The following is a 15,479-nucleotide window of genomic DNA, read 5'->3' as shown; positions in this document are numbered from 1 at the left end:
ATGGAAATCAGGATTGTCACTGATCTCCGTGGTTTTGTACTTTTTATTAGTAGATGTGCTTAAAAATCCCTCAAGAAGGAAAGCAAAAGATGAATACAAACACAAAGGTAGCTTGGGTTGTACTGGCCATTACCATTTTTATTACGGTTTTTTATTCGTTAGACGAGTTTTTAAATTGGAGCCCAGAAGCAGACATCACAAGATACAAATAAATTCGGAAACCCATTCACGTTAAAAGTTGAGTGGGTTTTCTTTTTCAACTACAGGACATACTACTGGAAAAAAGATGAAAGAAGGATGGGTGTGCCGAGGCGTGGTAGCAGTTTCATACGAAAACGTCGAATTGCATATATGGGCTTGGGGGTGATGGCGCTACTGCTGATTTTATTATTCCGACTGGCTTGGATTCAGGGGACAGCGGGCATTCATATGTCCGTCTATGGGGGGCATTCGCTTAAGGAAATGTCAGCACGTCAGCGACAGGAGGGCATTTCTATCGACTCTGGACGTGGACAGTTTACGGACCGGCATGGGCAACCCTTGACTGGCGGAGTCGTATGGGCGCCAGTGCTTTTTCCCGATGTAGATGGCAAAGCGGCTTTACATGGCGAAGAACTGGCCAAGCTACTGCGTACGAATAAAAAGCAACTACTGACACGATGGAAAGGACTGCAATCCCCGCTCATATGGCGAGATGGGCGCGGAGAGCCCGTACAAATCAATCCGAATGAAGCAGGCAAGCTGCTGAAGCTAGCCCCTTCGCTTATTGAGCTTGTACCTTATGCGAAACGTTACAGGGATTTGCCCAATGGCAGGCAATGGCTTGGCTTTCTGTATGAACGTGCCGACCGAGCGAGTGAACTGCCGATGGGGGCAGCCGGGCTGGAAAGAACGCTGGAGCCGCTGCTGAGCGGCGTCGGTGAAACGTTCGTCTCCCGATTTGTAGATGCGCAGCGTCGTCCATTGACTCATATACCGTTGCGTGTCAGTGCTCCATCCAATGGTCACTATCCTTTACAAGTGCAGACTACAATTGATCTACCTATACAGGAACAGATTGAAAAGCTGACGGAATCTAGTCATTTGGCAGAAGGGGCGGTGGTAGTGCTCGATGCAGGCAACGCGGATGTACTGGCGATGGTGTCTCGCCCTTTTTATAATCCCGGTCATGTTGATCCCCAGAAAAAAACAGACTGGTCTAATCGTGCCCTCAAGGCGATAACGCCTGGATCCATTTTTAAGTTGGTTACGGCTGCTGCTGCACTTGAATCAGGTGTTGTCCAACCGCAGGAACAATTCCATTGTCATGGAACTTATGGCAAGTACGGTTTGGCTTGCTGGAAAAAAGAAGGACACGGTACCCTGAACCTGGAGGAAGGGCTTGCCGTATCCTGTAATAGTGTATTCGCTCATCTCGGCGAACGGCTTAATCCTGAGCAAATTCAGGCCACAGCCTCTGCACTGGGATTGAGCCGAACTGTGGGCTGGCAGGAGCGGAATCTTGCAGGACTACCTCAATTCAGACCGCTGGATCACGAAGAAAAGGGAGCCGTATTCGGCTCCCATACGAACGCGTATGATCCGGGCGTACGTGTACAGACAGCTATCGGTCAGCGCGATGTGCTGGTAACGCCTCTCCAAGCTGCCAATCTCATCGTCACCTTGCTGCACGAGGGTCAAGTACATGCACCACGCATTGTCAAACGCATTAGCTACGCAGACGGTAGCACCTTACTGGAACTACCTGCTCATGCTGCATCTTCACCCGAGGGCAGCCGCTCGATTCACACATCGACGGCTCGCACGCTTCGTGAAGCAATGGAAAAGGTTGTGACACAGGGAACTGGTGCCTCCTTGCGTAATAAATCATGGAATCTGGCCGGCAAATCGGGTACGGCCCAAGCTTTAAAGAACGGTCAACCTATCAATCACCAGTGGTTTATAGGCTATGGTCCGATAGAGCGGCCTCGTTATGCGGTCGCCGTCCTTGTGCAAAATGCTTCAACACATTCTGCAAATCAAGCTACAGCACTGTTTGGTCAAGTAATGGATCTGTTAGCTCAATCCTCTTGAGTACCATGAGTAGCTTCACGATCTTCCTCCTGGATTTTTACGATAAACGGGGGCTCGTCAAATTCCTCTGTCGGAAACCGAATCCATTTCTGCAGATAGCCTTGCTGCCACAATTCCTTAAGCAAAATGATCAGAATGGGAGACAGGATTAATCCGGCCAGTCCAAAGATGGACAACGATATAATGGCAAAGGAAAGCATCAGATAGGCAGATGAAACACCGATGGAATTACCAGTGATTTTAGGCTCTGCCAGCTGGCGGACGATCACCGTCACAGCCATGACAATAAGCAGGCCTACAGCCAGGCCGGTATTGCCTGTGATGAACAGATACACGGCCCACGGAATAAAAATAACAGGCACACCCAGCAAGGGCAGAATATCAAACAAAGCTGCCACGAGCGCCAATGAGAGGGCATTATCCACTTGCAAAATGAGTAAACCTATAAATACGAGAACAAAGGTAATCCCTACCAGTAGAGCTTGAGCCTTGAGAAAAGCGGAGATAGCTTTAAGTACGTGATTTTTTAGAAAAAGGTAAGCAGTTTTTAGTGTCTTGGGTGTTTTACTACGAGCAATGCCCTTCCAAAGATTAATTTCCATACTTAAAAAGAACGCTAAAATGATGGCAATGGCAAAGTTGCCCATAAAAACAGTGAAAGAACTGAGGAACTGTATGAAAAAGGATAATCCTAGCTGTGCCCACTTCGTAGCAATGGTGGTGGCAGTCGCAAAATAATCATTCACACGTTCAGTAACACTCGGAGGTAAAGCAGCGATTTTATCTTGAGAAAGATGAAGATATCGCGTGAATTCCGCTTGGATAATCTGAGTATATTGTGGGAGGTTTTGCGCGACTTTCGTAAATTGCGTAACTAGAATCAGGCCCAATCCGAAAAAAATAGCAAGTAAGAGGATGATAAATAGCAATACGGAGAGTGCGGAGGCAAAAGGCTTTCTCATTCCTTTCCGATGAAAATAACGGGCAGCAGGTTCAATGCACCAGAACACGACGAACGAAAGGAACACAGGTGCGGCAAGTTGATACAGTTTGCTGGATACGAACATAATTAAATACACGGTTAATACGATCAAACCGATATCAAAAACGGTACGCCAATATTTTTTGTACAAGGGAAGCATATGTATACAACGACTCCTTTTAGATTTTTATTTATTGTACACTAAATTGGACCTCAATGCTGACCATATGCAATAGCGAAATCTCGGCATGTTTGCTTCATTGTGATAATATATAAGTAAGTGAGTTTTCCTCAGGAAGCCTGCTTGGGGAGTTCAGAATAGAAAAGTGGGGATAAAACGTGCAGACTTTGCTGTTATGGATGTTTTACATTTCAACTTTTTATGCTTTTATTCCGGCGCTGGTTAGTCGTATATTTGGTTTCCGGGTGTTCAGGCGCGGCAAAAGTGAGCAAGAATATGCACTCACCTTTGATGATGGCCCTGATCCAGTGTATACATCACAGCTGCTTGATTTACTGAAGCGTTTTGATGCCAAGGCTACTTTTTTTGTTGTTGGGATAAATGCAGAAAAACACCCTGAGCTTCTGAAACGCATGCATGATGAAGGTCATCTAATCGGTATTCATAATTATGTGCACAAATCGAATTGGCTTATGAGGCCTGTTACCGTCAGAAGACAAATTGCTCAGACAGAGTCAGTCATTCGTCGAGTAACTGGCGAGGGAACGACCTTTTATCGCCCACCTTGGGGGATAGTGAACTTTTTTGATATTTCCAACACCCATGGTCGTCGAATCGTATTATGGTCCTCCATGTTCGGGGACTGGAAGGCCAGCATCGGAGCGAAACAATTAGCGGAGAGAATGCTCAAAAAGCTGAGGGGTGGCGAAGTGATGCTGCTCCATGACTGTGGTACGACATTGGGGGCAGACGTGGAAGCGCCCCAGAATATGCTAATCGCACTGGAGAAGCTGCTGAGGGTCGCCCAAGAACGACAATTACGCAGCGTACGGGTGGATACATTGTTTTGCCGTCAGTCTGTCAATAAACCTACTGCCTCCGAGATGTCCAGTACGGGCTGGTTAAAAAGAACGCTGGTATTTGGATGGCTCCAGTATGAGCGGCTATTCCATGTTTTGTTTCGTCTTCGTCCCGTAAGCAAGGAGGATACGATCTTTTATTATCGTCGCCGTATCTATCATGGGCCAAATGTAAATATGGAGAACAGCAGGTGGTTAGAAAAAGGGGACCCGATAATTGAGCTTCATTTTGATAATAGAAAGTTATTTCAATTGGGTTCGACGGCAAAGTCGATGGTACATCTAGCTATTCAATTAATTCGGATTGTAAAAAAACAACTTCCTGATCTGGCCCAACGCATTGTACATGATTCTGAAATGAAGGGTGTAAAGGCGATATACGCAGTAAGTATGATTCATCGGGGACCAGAGAAGTTGGGATTTCAAGTTCGGGAGCTTCCCAAAGGACTGTTTAAGCATGTGTCCACTGTATATCTAAAGCTGTTATTTCGTGTTATTCATCCTTTGGGTTCAGAGCAATTGAGTGAAAAAAAAGATGTAATGGTACCGAAACTGATTGTGATGCCAATGGATACCTTGTTTGACCGTTTTCATCAGGGAGGCTTACACCGCTCAGACGAAGCTCTTGAGCAAACAGCACAGCGAGATGATGTCCATACACTCAACAGCGAAATGACTGAATAGGCTAACCCTAATGACCTAATAAAAAAATCCTCTCGATCCTTTGTTAGGGTCGAGAGGATTTTTAGCTGTTTATAAAGTAATCCTATCTTGGCAACGCATTTAGATTTTCATAATTCCGCCGTTACTTGCGTTCGTTACCAGCTTGGAATAACGTGCCAGGTAACCCGTTTTTACCTTCGGCTCGAAGCCTTTCCAGTTGGCGCGACGACGTTCGAATTCTTCGTCCGTAATGTGGAGCTCAATCTTACGATTGTTCAAGTCCAGCTCAATGATATCGCCGTCCTCAACAAAAGCGATAGGTCCGCCTTCTGCTGCTTCGGGGGAAATATGACCGATGGAGATACCACGGGAAGCACCTGAGAAGCGTCCGTCTGTAATCAGACCCACCTTGGCACCAAGCCCCATGCCCACGATTTGTGAAGTTGGAGCGAGCATTTCAGGCATACCAGGTCCGCCCTTTGGACCTTCATAACGGATAACAACAACGTGTCCTTCATTAATTTTACCGTTGGCGATACCTGCCAGTGCATCTTCCTGTGAATCAAAGCAGATAGCAGGACCTTTGTGATAACCACCAACCGAAGGATCAACTGCACCGACTTTAATGATGGAGCCTTGCGGTGCCAGATTACCGAATAATACAGCTAGGCCGCCACGTTCAGAATAAGGGTTGTCCAGTTTATGGATGACGTTAGTATCCAAAATTTCCTGACCTTCTACGTTTTCACGAATGGTTTTTCCGGTCACAGTAATACAGTCTCCATGCAGTGCGCCCGGTTTCTTCAACAATTCATTCAGCACTGCGCTTACGCCGCCTGCATTATGGACATCCTCAATATGATAGTCGGAAGCAGGTGCCAATTTGGACAAATGAGGTACGCGGTTTGCGACTTCATTAATACGTTCGATAGGGTAGTCAACTTCTGCTTCATGGGCAAGTGCCAATGTATGCAATACTGTATTCGTGGAACCGCCCATTGCCATATCCAATGCAAATGCATTATCAATAGCCTCTTTAGTCACGATATCACGTGGTTTAAGATCAAGCTTAATCAATTCCATTAATTGGCGTGCAGATTGTTTAACGAATTCTTTACGTTCTTCTGCTACTGCGAGAATGGTGCCGTTACCCGGCATAGCCAGACCCATCGCTTCTGCTAGACAGTTCATGGAATTCGCTGTGAACATCCCTGAACAGGAGCCACATGTCGGGCAGCCGTATTGTTCTAATTCAAGCAAGCTTTGATCGTCGATTTTACCAGCCTGATATGCACCTACGCCTTCGAAGACGGAGGTCAGGGAAATAGAGCGTCCGTTCTTGTCTTTACCAGCTTTCATAGGACCGCCGCTGACGAAAATAGTTGGAATGTTAACGCGCAATGCGCCCATCATCATGCCAGGGGTAATTTTATCACAGTTAGGAATACAAACCATGCCATCAAACCAGTGAGCGGAAACGACAGTTTCCAGAGAGTCAGCTATAATTTCGCGGCTTGGCAGAGAATAACGCATACCGATGTGACCCATGGCAATGCCGTCATCTACACCGATGGTGTTAAACTCGAAAGGTACACCGCCTGCCTCACGAATGGCTTGCTTGACAATTTTTCCGAATTCCTGCAAATGGACGTGGCCCGGTACGATATCAATATACGAGTTGCATACCGCAATAAACGGTTTGTCAAAATCTTCTTCCTTGACACCCGCTGCGCGCAGCAAGCTGCGGTGAGGAGCGCGGTCAAAGCCTTTTTTAATCATATCGGAACGCATTTTCGTCTTAGCTGTCATGATGCTGGTTTCCCCCCAAAGTATAAAAATAGTATGGCGTTCAATGGACGCCGTAATAGCGCAGATGTTTTCTAAAGAGTCTATCATAGATGTGAGCTTTTTTCTACATATATGAAGATTTTGAAAAAGTACTAGTAGGGTTCTGTAATCAACAATATATAGACATGAGCAGTTTTATTTGTCTATATATTGCATTTAGAAGAGTTAGAATTTGATTCTATTAGAAATATGTATACTGACATGTTTGCGTATCAGGTAAAATATGAAAGAGCCCATTCCGCAATAAAGCGAATGGGCTCAAGCTTGTTTTATGTTAAAGGAGGGCAGAATATGATATTACACCTTAATTTCTGCCGCCTTTACGACCGATGTCTCTGTAGAAATTTTTGTCATGCGACTCAGCTGTAGCATCGCCGCCTTTTTTGCCGATTTCCTGATAAAATTCTTTATCGTGAGAGTTTGCGGTTGCTTCCCCGCCTTTTTTACCAATCTCCTGATAAAATTCCTTATTGTGCTTCTTGGAAGTAGCTTCTCCACCCATACGACCTGCTTCTTCGCGACTCATTTTCCCCTGATTTTGATTACGTGCCATTACAAATCACTCCTTAATAAAAAAGTTGTTTTTTGTTGCGCGCATCCTTTACTTACCACATCACGCCTGTATGAAACAGGCTCCAAGTGGAGTAAAGAGGGGGTAGACTCGCTTACATGTTCGTCTGTGAGTGGGTTGTCGCGTGTTCAATGTTAAATAAAAAATGGATAAAAAGATTACGCGGACCGTCTAAAAGGATAAGGAGCTGGCTTTAGCATCCACTCTACCTGTGGCTCAATCAGAGGTCGTGTTGCAGTTCGAACCCAAGGCATGGTCAACATACAGCACAGACCTGCAGCACACACTACAATCAACATGACTTCCACTGGAGTATCTATATATTCGTAGACTCCCTTTGCAACGACGGTACGGACGATCAAGCCATGGAGTAAAAAGACATATAGTGTCCGTCTTCCCATCTCGGTTATACGTCCTGTGACAGCTGGAACAAAGCTTAGGAACGCCATGGATGCTATCCATTGAACTCCATAAATGCCGATGCGGTAAATTCCTGCGTACCATTCGGTATGGCCCAATTCACCGTAAGTCATGTTGCCATACAGCCAGCCTGCCGGGATGCCGAAATACGACGTTCCCGCCAGTACCATAAGCAGAAGAGATACAACGCCAGCGATTATGCGGACTGGAGCTGTGAAGAACCGTCGAACGTCTGCATAATTCAAATGATAACCTGCTACAAAGTAAGGCAAATAAACAAAGGTTCTGCATACGCTCAGCCATATACCATCCACAGGGAGATACCCGACGAGGATACCCAGCAGCACGGATATACCCAATTGGAGGACAGGTGGTATTTTCTGAAAAGACAGCATCAGCAGTCTCCAACAGATATGGCTGGCAAGGAACCAGAGTAGCAGATAAGGAGCAAAGAACGAATGATGGATATGGGGAACGTGGAAGAGTGCAACATCCAAGATCGAATAGAGCGATTGAAAAATAAGATATTGCATACCGATCTGAAGCAGAACTTTTCGGCCTGCTGATCCGGTCAAAGAAGTTTGGGCAAAGTAGCCTGTAACGAGTACAAACAACGGCATATGAAACATGAATATCCAGCTGAACCATTGTTGGGCAATATGAAGTGAACCGACTAGAGGCTCCAGAGCATTCCCTGCAAATACGCATATGATCAACAGAAATCGCAAATTGAGAAAGAAGCTTTCCCCTTGTACATCATGGCTTGTCGTCATGTGTTTCCCTCCGAACGGCTTCTGCCGACTAAACTATTTAAAAAATAATTCTTTACAAGGAACAAGGTACGATACTCTGGACATTACTATTGTGATTTTATTCACAATAGTAAGCGTTATCATAACCTTATTGTGTGGCGAAAGCTTGAACACCGGACAAAGATGGGCTAAGACGTGGAAATGTATGCTGATTTGACCCTGTATGTGCAACGATGTTACCCTAACAAGGCTAGTTACGCTGATGAATACAGCGATACATTTTATATTCAAATTACGAATTACGAGGTACGAAAGGCGAAAGGAACTTTTACAATGAGAAGAAGAACAAGAAGATCATACAATTCATATGGGACACGTGGTCCTCGGAAAATATGGAAAGTTCTCTTAGGCATCCTGATTGTTATTGCACTGATCGCAGGGTGGGGAGCATGGAAGGTGTTTACGCCTTATCAGCCTGACGAGACGGCTGCTGCTGCATTAGCTGAAGTAGCGGATGCTGTGAAAGTAAATGAACAAGAACATTGGGTCGGTTTTGAGCCTGCAAAAAGAAGCGGAGCCGGAGTCATTTTGTATCCAGGTGCGTTGGTGAAGCCCGAAAGTTATGCGCCCTTGGCACGCCGTCTGGCGGAAAAGGGTCATCATGTGATCATTGCAAAAATGCCACTCAACCTTGCATTGATCTCCCCGGATTTAGCGAATGAAGTGCTAAAGGCATATCCGAAAGAAGCGTTTGTTATTGGAGGCCATTCGTTAGGCGGTGTGATGGCGGCCCGATATGCAGCTGCACATCCTGATCAGGTCAAAGGTGTATTTTTCCTCGCCTCCTACCCGGATAACAAGGGTAATTTAAAGGATAAAAATCTGCCCGTTATTTCTCTACTGGGAAGTGATGATGGAGTCGTCCAGATGGAAAATGTCCAAAGTGGAAGAACTTATTTACCAGCCAACACGCTGTATTTTACAGTCGAAGGGGGAAATCATGCCCAATTCGGCAGTTATGGTGTCCAAAAAGGGGATAATCCTGCAAAAATTAGCGCTGCCGAGCAATGGAATCAGACGGTAACGGCTTTACAGGACTGGATGAAAGAGAGTGTGGATGTGGCTTCTAAGAATCAGTAAAGGAGGTGTGCTGCATGTCTGAGCTGATCGTGCAGGGGGAGCGGTACCCATGCCGTGGTATTTTATTGGATAAAGATGGAACGTTGCTGGATTTTATTCAGTTGTGGGGCCCCTGGGCTCGTTCTATACTGGATATGATGGAGCAGCATCTTACCGTGGCGGGAGCCGGTTTTACGGTGGAAAAAGGTACCGTTCTAGGTACTGTTCACGATCTAGAGGGACGTGTGATCGGTTACGATCCTTCTGGCCCACTAGCCATGGGGACGGTGGACGAAAGTACGGGGGTACTGGCTTGGCAGCTTTATACTGCTGGTGTACCGTGGAATGAAGCGGTACAGCTTGTCCGCGACTTTAATAAAACGGCGATGGCTGATATTCGGCGACATCGGGCAGCGAAGGTGTTTCCAGGGTTGCGGACGTTGCTTGAGCAAAGCCGCCATGCCGGGCTGAAGCTGGCGGTTGTGACCTCTGACAGTACAGAGGCAGCACAGGAGCATTTGGAGTGGATGGGGCTGACATCCTATTTTGACGAGGTCATCGGACACGATAGGGTTACATACGGCAAGCCTGACCCGGAAATGGCTGAAAAAGCCTGCGCGTTACTAGGATTGTCGCCGGCGGACGTGGTAGTCATCGGAGACAGCAATGGGGATATGCAGATGGGCAAGCGTGCCGGAGTACGGCTCGCTATTGGATTTGCGCCAGAAGCAGAACGTTCTGGTCATTTGCTGGATGCGGATAAGGTTGTTCGTGGATATGAAGAGCTGGAGGTGCGTAGGGTATGAAAGTTAATACGTTGGCGGAATGGATACAGCAATCGCAGAATGTTGTTTTTTTCGGCGGAGCAGGGACATCGACGGAAAGCGGTATTCCGGATTTTCGTTCGGCAGCAGGCCTGTATCAAAGTGAGGAGAAATTGCCTTATTCCCCTGAGGTTATGCTGAGCCGTTCATTTTTTGTGAAGCATCCCGAAGTGTTCTTCGACTTCTATCGTAGCAAAATGCTGCATCCCGATGCGGAGCCGAACGGTTGCCATCATTTCCTCGCGTTATTGGAAAAGCAAGGCCTCCTTAAAGCGGTTGTGACACAAAATATTGACGGATTACATCAGGCGGCAGGTAGTGTGAATGTACTAGAACTTCATGGCTCGGTGCATCGCAACCACTGTATGGAATGCGGACGCTTTTACAGTCTAGATGAAGTGATGAACAGCTCTGAGGTTGTACCCAAATGTCCGATAGATGGAGGAATTATCAAACCGGATGTCGTTTTATATGAGGAGGAGCTGAATCAGGATACCATTAATCAATCCGTTCAGGCTATTTCGCAGGCTGATTTGCTGTTAATTGGAGGAACGTCGCTGACAGTACATCCTGCTGCGGGCTTGATTACTTATTTTCGTGGTAAACATACGGTGCTGCTGAATACAGATCCCACCTCATATGATCATAAGGCGGATCTTTTGATCACCGATCCAATCGGTAAAGTTATGGAAAAACTTGCTCATCAATTAGGTCTGTAATCGTTTTCTTGTCAACGCCTGGATAAAAGCGCTATGATGATGTTGTGATGGACATTACAATGTTTCGAGAGAGGCTGGGATAGCATGGTTTATTTAGCTGGCGAAGATCGTTATGAAAGTATGAAATATAACCGTACAGGGAGATCAGGTCTAAAACTGCCGGCTATTTCGCTGGGCTTGTGGCACAATTTTGGCGGGATTAACAACGCGGAGAATGGCCGTAGCATGATTACCCGCTCCTTTGATCTAGGAATTACGCATTTTGATTTAGCTAATAACTATGGCCCTCCTGCGGGATCAGCTGAGGAATTTTTTGGACAAGTCTTAGCCAGTGATATGAAACCGTACCGGGATGAGTTGGTCATCTCCACCAAAGCGGGCTACAATATGTGGGCAGGGCCTTATGGTGACTGGGGATCTCGCAAGTATATGATATCCAGTCTGGATCAGAGCCTGAAGCGGATGGGGCTGGACTATGTCGATATATTCTACTCTCACCGATTTGATCCTAATACGCCGCTGGAAGAAACGATGGGAGCACTGGATCATATCGTACGATCCGGCAAAGCGCTGTATGTGGGTGTGTCCAATTATAGTGCGGAGCAAACAGCAGAAGCAGCTCGCATTCTGAAGGAGCTGGGAACACCGCTTCTGATTCATCAGCCGAAATACTCCTTGCTCGACCGCTGGATTGAAAGCGGATTACAAGATGTACTGGACGAAAACGGGGTAGGCAGCATTGCCTTTTGCCCGCTGGCTCAGGGATTGCTGACCAATAAATATTTGAACGGAATCCCCGAGGATTCACGTGCAGCGAGTACATCGGTTTTCCTGAATGAGAACCATGTAACGCCAGAGACACTTCGCAAGGTACGCGCCCTGAATCAGATGGCTGCTGCACGCGGACAAAGTTTGGCTCAATTCTCGCTGGCCTGGGCTCTGCGCGGCGAACGTCTGACCTCTGTCTTGATTGGGGCAAGCCGTGTAAGCCAAATTGAAGAAAATGTTGCTACCTTATCCAATCTGGACTTTTCTCAGGAGGAACTGGATCGAATTGATTCGATTCTGAATGCCGGGAACTGACAGGACGGCGGCACAGCCTAATGGTGAAAGTTAATCTGTAGTCATCGGCCTAATTTCGCATCCTTTTATACAATATATAACCAACAGCCCGCATCCGTTTGAAGGATGCGGGCTGTTTAAGCCTGCTTTACGACTGTGGGTATTGCTTAACCTTGCTTCGGTACTCGGTTGGAGACTGACCACAGAAGCGCTTGAATTGACGTGAGAAATATAAGGCATCGGTTAGTCCGACCGAAGCGGCCACTTGCTCTACCGATAATTCAGGACGCTCACGCAGCAGTTGACGTGATTTGTCGATTCTTAGCTTAAGCAAATAGGTGACGGGGGAGATGCCCGTTTCCTTTTTGAATATCCGTGACAAATATGCACGATTATAACCAAGTCCTTCAGACATTTGCTCAATGGAAACGGGATGTGCGTACTGAGTGGACATATATTGCACCATCTGCTTGACTGTACGTTGAATTTGCGAATCCGCCCCGGACGGATCAGTCCAGTCACTCAGGTAATTGCCTGCTTCCCCCATAATCAGATACAAATAGCCCAAGGCTGATAGATGAGAACTAGATTTTCTGCTATAAAAGGCCAATTGCATTTGCTCCAAATAACCGGGGATGGGACTTTGATCGGAAGCATGAAAGACAGGCTGGTGAACACGTAGCCCGGCCTCCTGCACCACCTGCTCAGTATGGTGCCCGGTAAACGCAGACCAACGATAACGCCACGGTTTCTCTTCATCAGAGGTATAGCTCACCAGCTGACCGGGATGAATAAGGAAAAAATCGTTTTCTTCAAGCTGATATGTGTGCTGTTCCGTTCGGAAGATACCTCTGCCCGATTCTACAAAGTGTAGCAGATAGTAATCATAGATTTTCGGCCCCACGGCATGACCGGATTTGGTTTGGCTCTCTCCTGCAAAAAGCACATGCAGCGGGCTATTTTCATAAAACACCGGATTAGAGGCGACGGCATAACTATATGAATGCGCTTGCAAAATAGGGTCATCCTTCCTGCATTTGTGAATGGTTTAGCGGATGCGGTATACTTACATTGTACATATCCAAGTCACATTTATCCATAGCTTAAACACATGGATGCATTACATCGTGTGACGCTTTCATTTATACTGAAATCATAAGAGATGTCAACCTGATTAAGATGTTACAGGGAAATCAGGAGGGCCTTTACTAACGGTATATGAGGTGGATGCGGATATGAACTCTACTGAATTAAAGAAACATTTTATTGAAAAATATGGTGAAAGCAGCAATGAACTGCGGATATTTCATGCACCTGGACGTGTCAATCTCATTGGAGAGCATATCGACTATAACGGTGGTTATGTACTCCCGGCTGCGCTGGAATTCGGAACGACGCTAATCCTTCGTGCGCGCAATGATGATGAAATTCATTTTGCTTCGACAAACCTGTCGTATGAAGTGTCTATCCCCCGTGGAGAAATAGGTAAAAACAAAACGGATGAGTGGGTGGACTATCCGGTGGGTGTGCTGGTGGAGTTGGCTGAAAAGGGAGTTTATCCGTCTAACGGATATGACCTGCTCTATCATGGAGAAATACCGAATGGTGCTGGATTATCCTCCTCAGCCTCCATTGAGGTTGTTACAGGATACGCGTTTCTCACGATCGAAAAACAGGAAACAGATACGGTCGAAATCGCTTTGTTGTCCCAGCGGGCAGAAAACAATTACGTTGGTGTCAATTGCGGCATTATGGACCAGTTCGCTGTAGCGAACGGAGCAGCTGATCATGCAATTCTGCTGATGTGCGATACGTTGGAGTACCGTAAAGTGCCATTCCGCACGGGGGCTTATAAGCTCGTGATCGGCAATACAAACAAGCGTCGCGGTTTGGTGGACTCGGCCTATAACGAGCGTCGTAGTCAATGTGCCGAAGCACTGTCCATTTTGCAGCAGCAGGAGCCGTCACTGGAATACCTCGCTCAGCTGGATGAGGCACGTTTCGGAGAGCTCCAGCATCACATCGCGGACCAAACAGTGCGTCGGCGGGCACAGCATGTGGTGGAGGAAAACGCTCGTGTGTTGGCCTCTGTTGATGCTCTCGCGGCGAATGAACTTGCAGCTTTTGGTCAGTTAATGAATGCTTCTCATGATTCATTACGCGATTTGTATGAGGTCAGCTGCACGGAGCTGGACGTCATGGTTGAAGAAGCGCGACGCATTCCTGGCACGCTGGGTGCTCGTATGACAGGAGCTGGATTTGGAGGTTGTACGGTTTCATTGGTTCATGAAGACGATGTGGAACGTTTTGTGAAGGAAGTCGGCAAAGCTTATCAGACCCGCACTGGGCTGGAAGCCAGCTTTTATGTATGCAAGGCAGGAGACGGAGTTAAAGAACTGAAGGAGGACGAATAACATGGCCATTTTAGTCACAGGTGGAGCTGGATATATCGGTTCACATACCGTAGCAGAACTGTTGGATCTGGGAGAAGAAGTTGTGGTACTGGATAATTTGCAAACCGGGCACAAAGCAGCATTGCTTGGAGGCAAGTTGTATGAAGGGGATTTGAGGGATAAAGAACTACTGTCCAAATTGTTCTCAGAAAATAGTATCGATGCAGTTATCCATTTTGCAGCCAACTCGCTGGTTGGAGAAAGTATGCAAAATCCTGGTAAATATTACGACAACAATGTATTTGGCACGCTGAGCTTGCTGGAGGCAATGAAGGATGCTGGAGTGCGCCGAATCGTGTTTTCCTCTACTGCGGCTACCTACGGCGAACCGGAAAAGGTGCCGATTGAAGAGGGTGACCGTACAGAGCCAACCAACGTGTATGGTGAAACAAAGCTGATGATGGAGCGCATGATGTCGTGGTTTGACAAAGTTTTAGGCATCAAATATGTGTCTTTACGGTATTTTAATGCGGCTGGTGCGCATGAGAGCGGCAAGATCGGTGAAGATCACCGACCAGAAAGCCATCTGATCCCGTTAGTGCTCCAGACAGCCTTGAAACAGCGTCCACACATCGCTGTGTTTGGTGAGGATTATGCGACACCTGACGGCACGTGTGTTCGGGATTACATTCACGTGAGTGACCTGGCGGATGCTCATGTGCGTGCAGTAAATTACTTGCGCGAAGGCAATGACAGCAACGTATTCAACTTGGGCAATGGACAGGGCTTCTCTGTGAAAGAAGTTATTGAGACGGCACGCAAGGTCACTGGACTCGACATTCCAGTTGTGACAGAGCCACGCCGCGCAGGCGATCCAGCGATATTGGTTGCATCTTCTGACAAGGCTCGTTCGGTGTTGGGCTGGAGTCCAGCACGTACCCAACTAGAGGATATTATTAGCGGAGCATGGGGATGGCATCAGTCGCACCCTCACGGCTACGGCGACGAATAG

At 46.9% G+C, this 15,479-nt stretch carries 13 protein-coding genes and 1 pseudogene; 9 read left to right on the top strand and 5 right to left on the bottom strand.

Features of this window, described 5'->3' with window-relative positions:
• Window positions 1-89 precede the first annotated feature (89 nt).
• Window positions 90-212: a hypothetical protein gene (locus NLX82_RS27540; protein ID WP_023989899.1), complete on the top strand. Its 123-nt coding sequence runs from the start codon at window positions 90-92 to the stop codon at window positions 210-212.
• Between the two features lie 85 nt (window positions 213-297).
• The gene (locus NLX82_RS06380; protein WP_053325954.1) at window positions 298-2,073 is read left to right on the top strand and encodes a peptidoglycan D,D-transpeptidase FtsI family protein; all 1,776 of its coding nucleotides are present in this window, start codon (window positions 298-300) and stop codon (window positions 2,071-2,073) included.
• Here NLX82_RS06380 and NLX82_RS06375 read toward each other — a convergent pair.
• Window positions 2,061-3,215, bottom strand: a complete 1,155-nt coding sequence (locus NLX82_RS06375; RefSeq protein ID WP_053325953.1) for an AI-2E family transporter — start codon at window positions 3,213-3,215, stop codon at window positions 2,061-2,063. The genes NLX82_RS06380 and NLX82_RS06375 overlap by 13 nt on opposite strands.
• A gap of 179 nt (window positions 3,216-3,394) precedes the next feature.
• On the opposite strand from NLX82_RS06375, the gene NLX82_RS06370 reads away from it, so the two are divergent.
• Entirely contained in the window at window positions 3,395-4,780 is a 1,386-nt protein-coding gene (locus NLX82_RS06370) for a polysaccharide deacetylase family protein (protein WP_068941984.1), read from the top strand.
• Window positions 4,781-4,879: 99 nt separating this feature from the next.
• On the opposite strand, the gene ilvD is transcribed toward NLX82_RS06370, so the two are convergent.
• The 3 genes and pseudogenes from ilvD to NLX82_RS06355 form a co-directional block, all read right to left on the bottom strand.
• Window positions 4,880-6,568: a dihydroxy-acid dehydratase gene (ilvD, locus tag NLX82_RS06365; protein WP_023989895.1), complete on the bottom strand. Its 1,689-nt coding sequence runs from the start codon at window positions 6,566-6,568 to the stop codon at window positions 4,880-4,882.
• 352 nt (window positions 6,569-6,920) lie between these two features.
• Window positions 6,921-7,160 (bottom strand): annotated as a pseudogene (locus tag NLX82_RS06360) (KGG domain-containing protein); the annotation flags it as partial.
• 176 nt (window positions 7,161-7,336) lie between these two features.
• Entirely contained in the window at window positions 7,337-8,371 is a 1,035-nt protein-coding gene (locus tag NLX82_RS06355) for an acyltransferase family protein (RefSeq protein ID WP_023989893.1), read from the bottom strand.
• A gap of 312 nt (window positions 8,372-8,683) precedes the next feature.
• Between NLX82_RS06355 and NLX82_RS06350 the strand changes: the two genes are divergently transcribed.
• From NLX82_RS06350 to mgrA, 4 genes are all read left to right on the top strand, one after another.
• Window positions 8,684-9,490: an alpha/beta fold hydrolase gene (locus NLX82_RS06350; RefSeq protein ID WP_068942229.1), complete on the top strand. Its 807-nt coding sequence runs from the start codon at window positions 8,684-8,686 to the stop codon at window positions 9,488-9,490.
• 14 nt (window positions 9,491-9,504) lie between these two features.
• Complete coding sequence (locus tag NLX82_RS06345) at window positions 9,505-10,275, top strand: HAD family hydrolase (protein ID WP_068941990.1); 771 nt, start codon at window positions 9,505-9,507, stop codon at window positions 10,273-10,275.
• Window positions 10,272-11,012 carry an NAD-dependent protein deacylase gene (locus tag NLX82_RS06340; protein ID WP_071558368.1) on the top strand — a complete coding sequence of 247 codons (741 nt, stop codon included), beginning with the start codon at window positions 10,272-10,274 and terminating at the stop codon, window positions 11,010-11,012. The genes NLX82_RS06345 and NLX82_RS06340 overlap by 4 nt, the downstream gene beginning before the upstream one ends.
• A gap of 84 nt (window positions 11,013-11,096) precedes the next feature.
• Window positions 11,097-12,095 carry an L-glyceraldehyde 3-phosphate reductase gene (gene mgrA, locus NLX82_RS06335; RefSeq protein ID WP_068941994.1) on the top strand — a complete coding sequence of 333 codons (999 nt, stop codon included), beginning with the start codon at window positions 11,097-11,099 and terminating at the stop codon, window positions 12,093-12,095.
• A gap of 127 nt (window positions 12,096-12,222) precedes the next feature.
• Here the strand turns inward: mgrA and NLX82_RS06330 are convergent, their stop codons facing one another.
• The gene (locus tag NLX82_RS06330; RefSeq protein WP_023989889.1) at window positions 12,223-13,089 is read right to left on the bottom strand and encodes an AraC family transcriptional regulator; all 867 of its coding nucleotides are present in this window, start codon (window positions 13,087-13,089) and stop codon (window positions 12,223-12,225) included.
• A 220-nt stretch (window positions 13,090-13,309) separates the two neighbouring features.
• Here NLX82_RS06330 and NLX82_RS06325 point away from each other — a divergent pair, with 220 nt between their 5' ends.
• Both NLX82_RS06325 and galE read left to right on the top strand, forming a co-directional pair.
• Window positions 13,310-14,488, top strand: coding sequence for a galactokinase (locus NLX82_RS06325; protein WP_023989888.1), 1,179 nt, complete (start codon window positions 13,310-13,312; stop codon window positions 14,486-14,488).
• A gap of 1 nt (window position 14,489) precedes the next feature.
• Window positions 14,490-15,479, top strand: coding sequence for a UDP-glucose 4-epimerase GalE (gene galE, locus NLX82_RS06320; RefSeq protein ID WP_023989887.1), 990 nt, complete (start codon window positions 14,490-14,492; stop codon window positions 15,477-15,479).

Source organism: Paenibacillus sp. A3M_27_13 (genome assembly GCF_024213315.1).
Classification (GTDB): Bacteria; Bacillota; Bacilli; order Paenibacillales; family Paenibacillaceae; genus Paenibacillus; species Paenibacillus polymyxa_B.
Note: the sequence above shows the minus strand (reverse complement) of the source record. Positions and strands in the feature narration are given on the sequence as shown.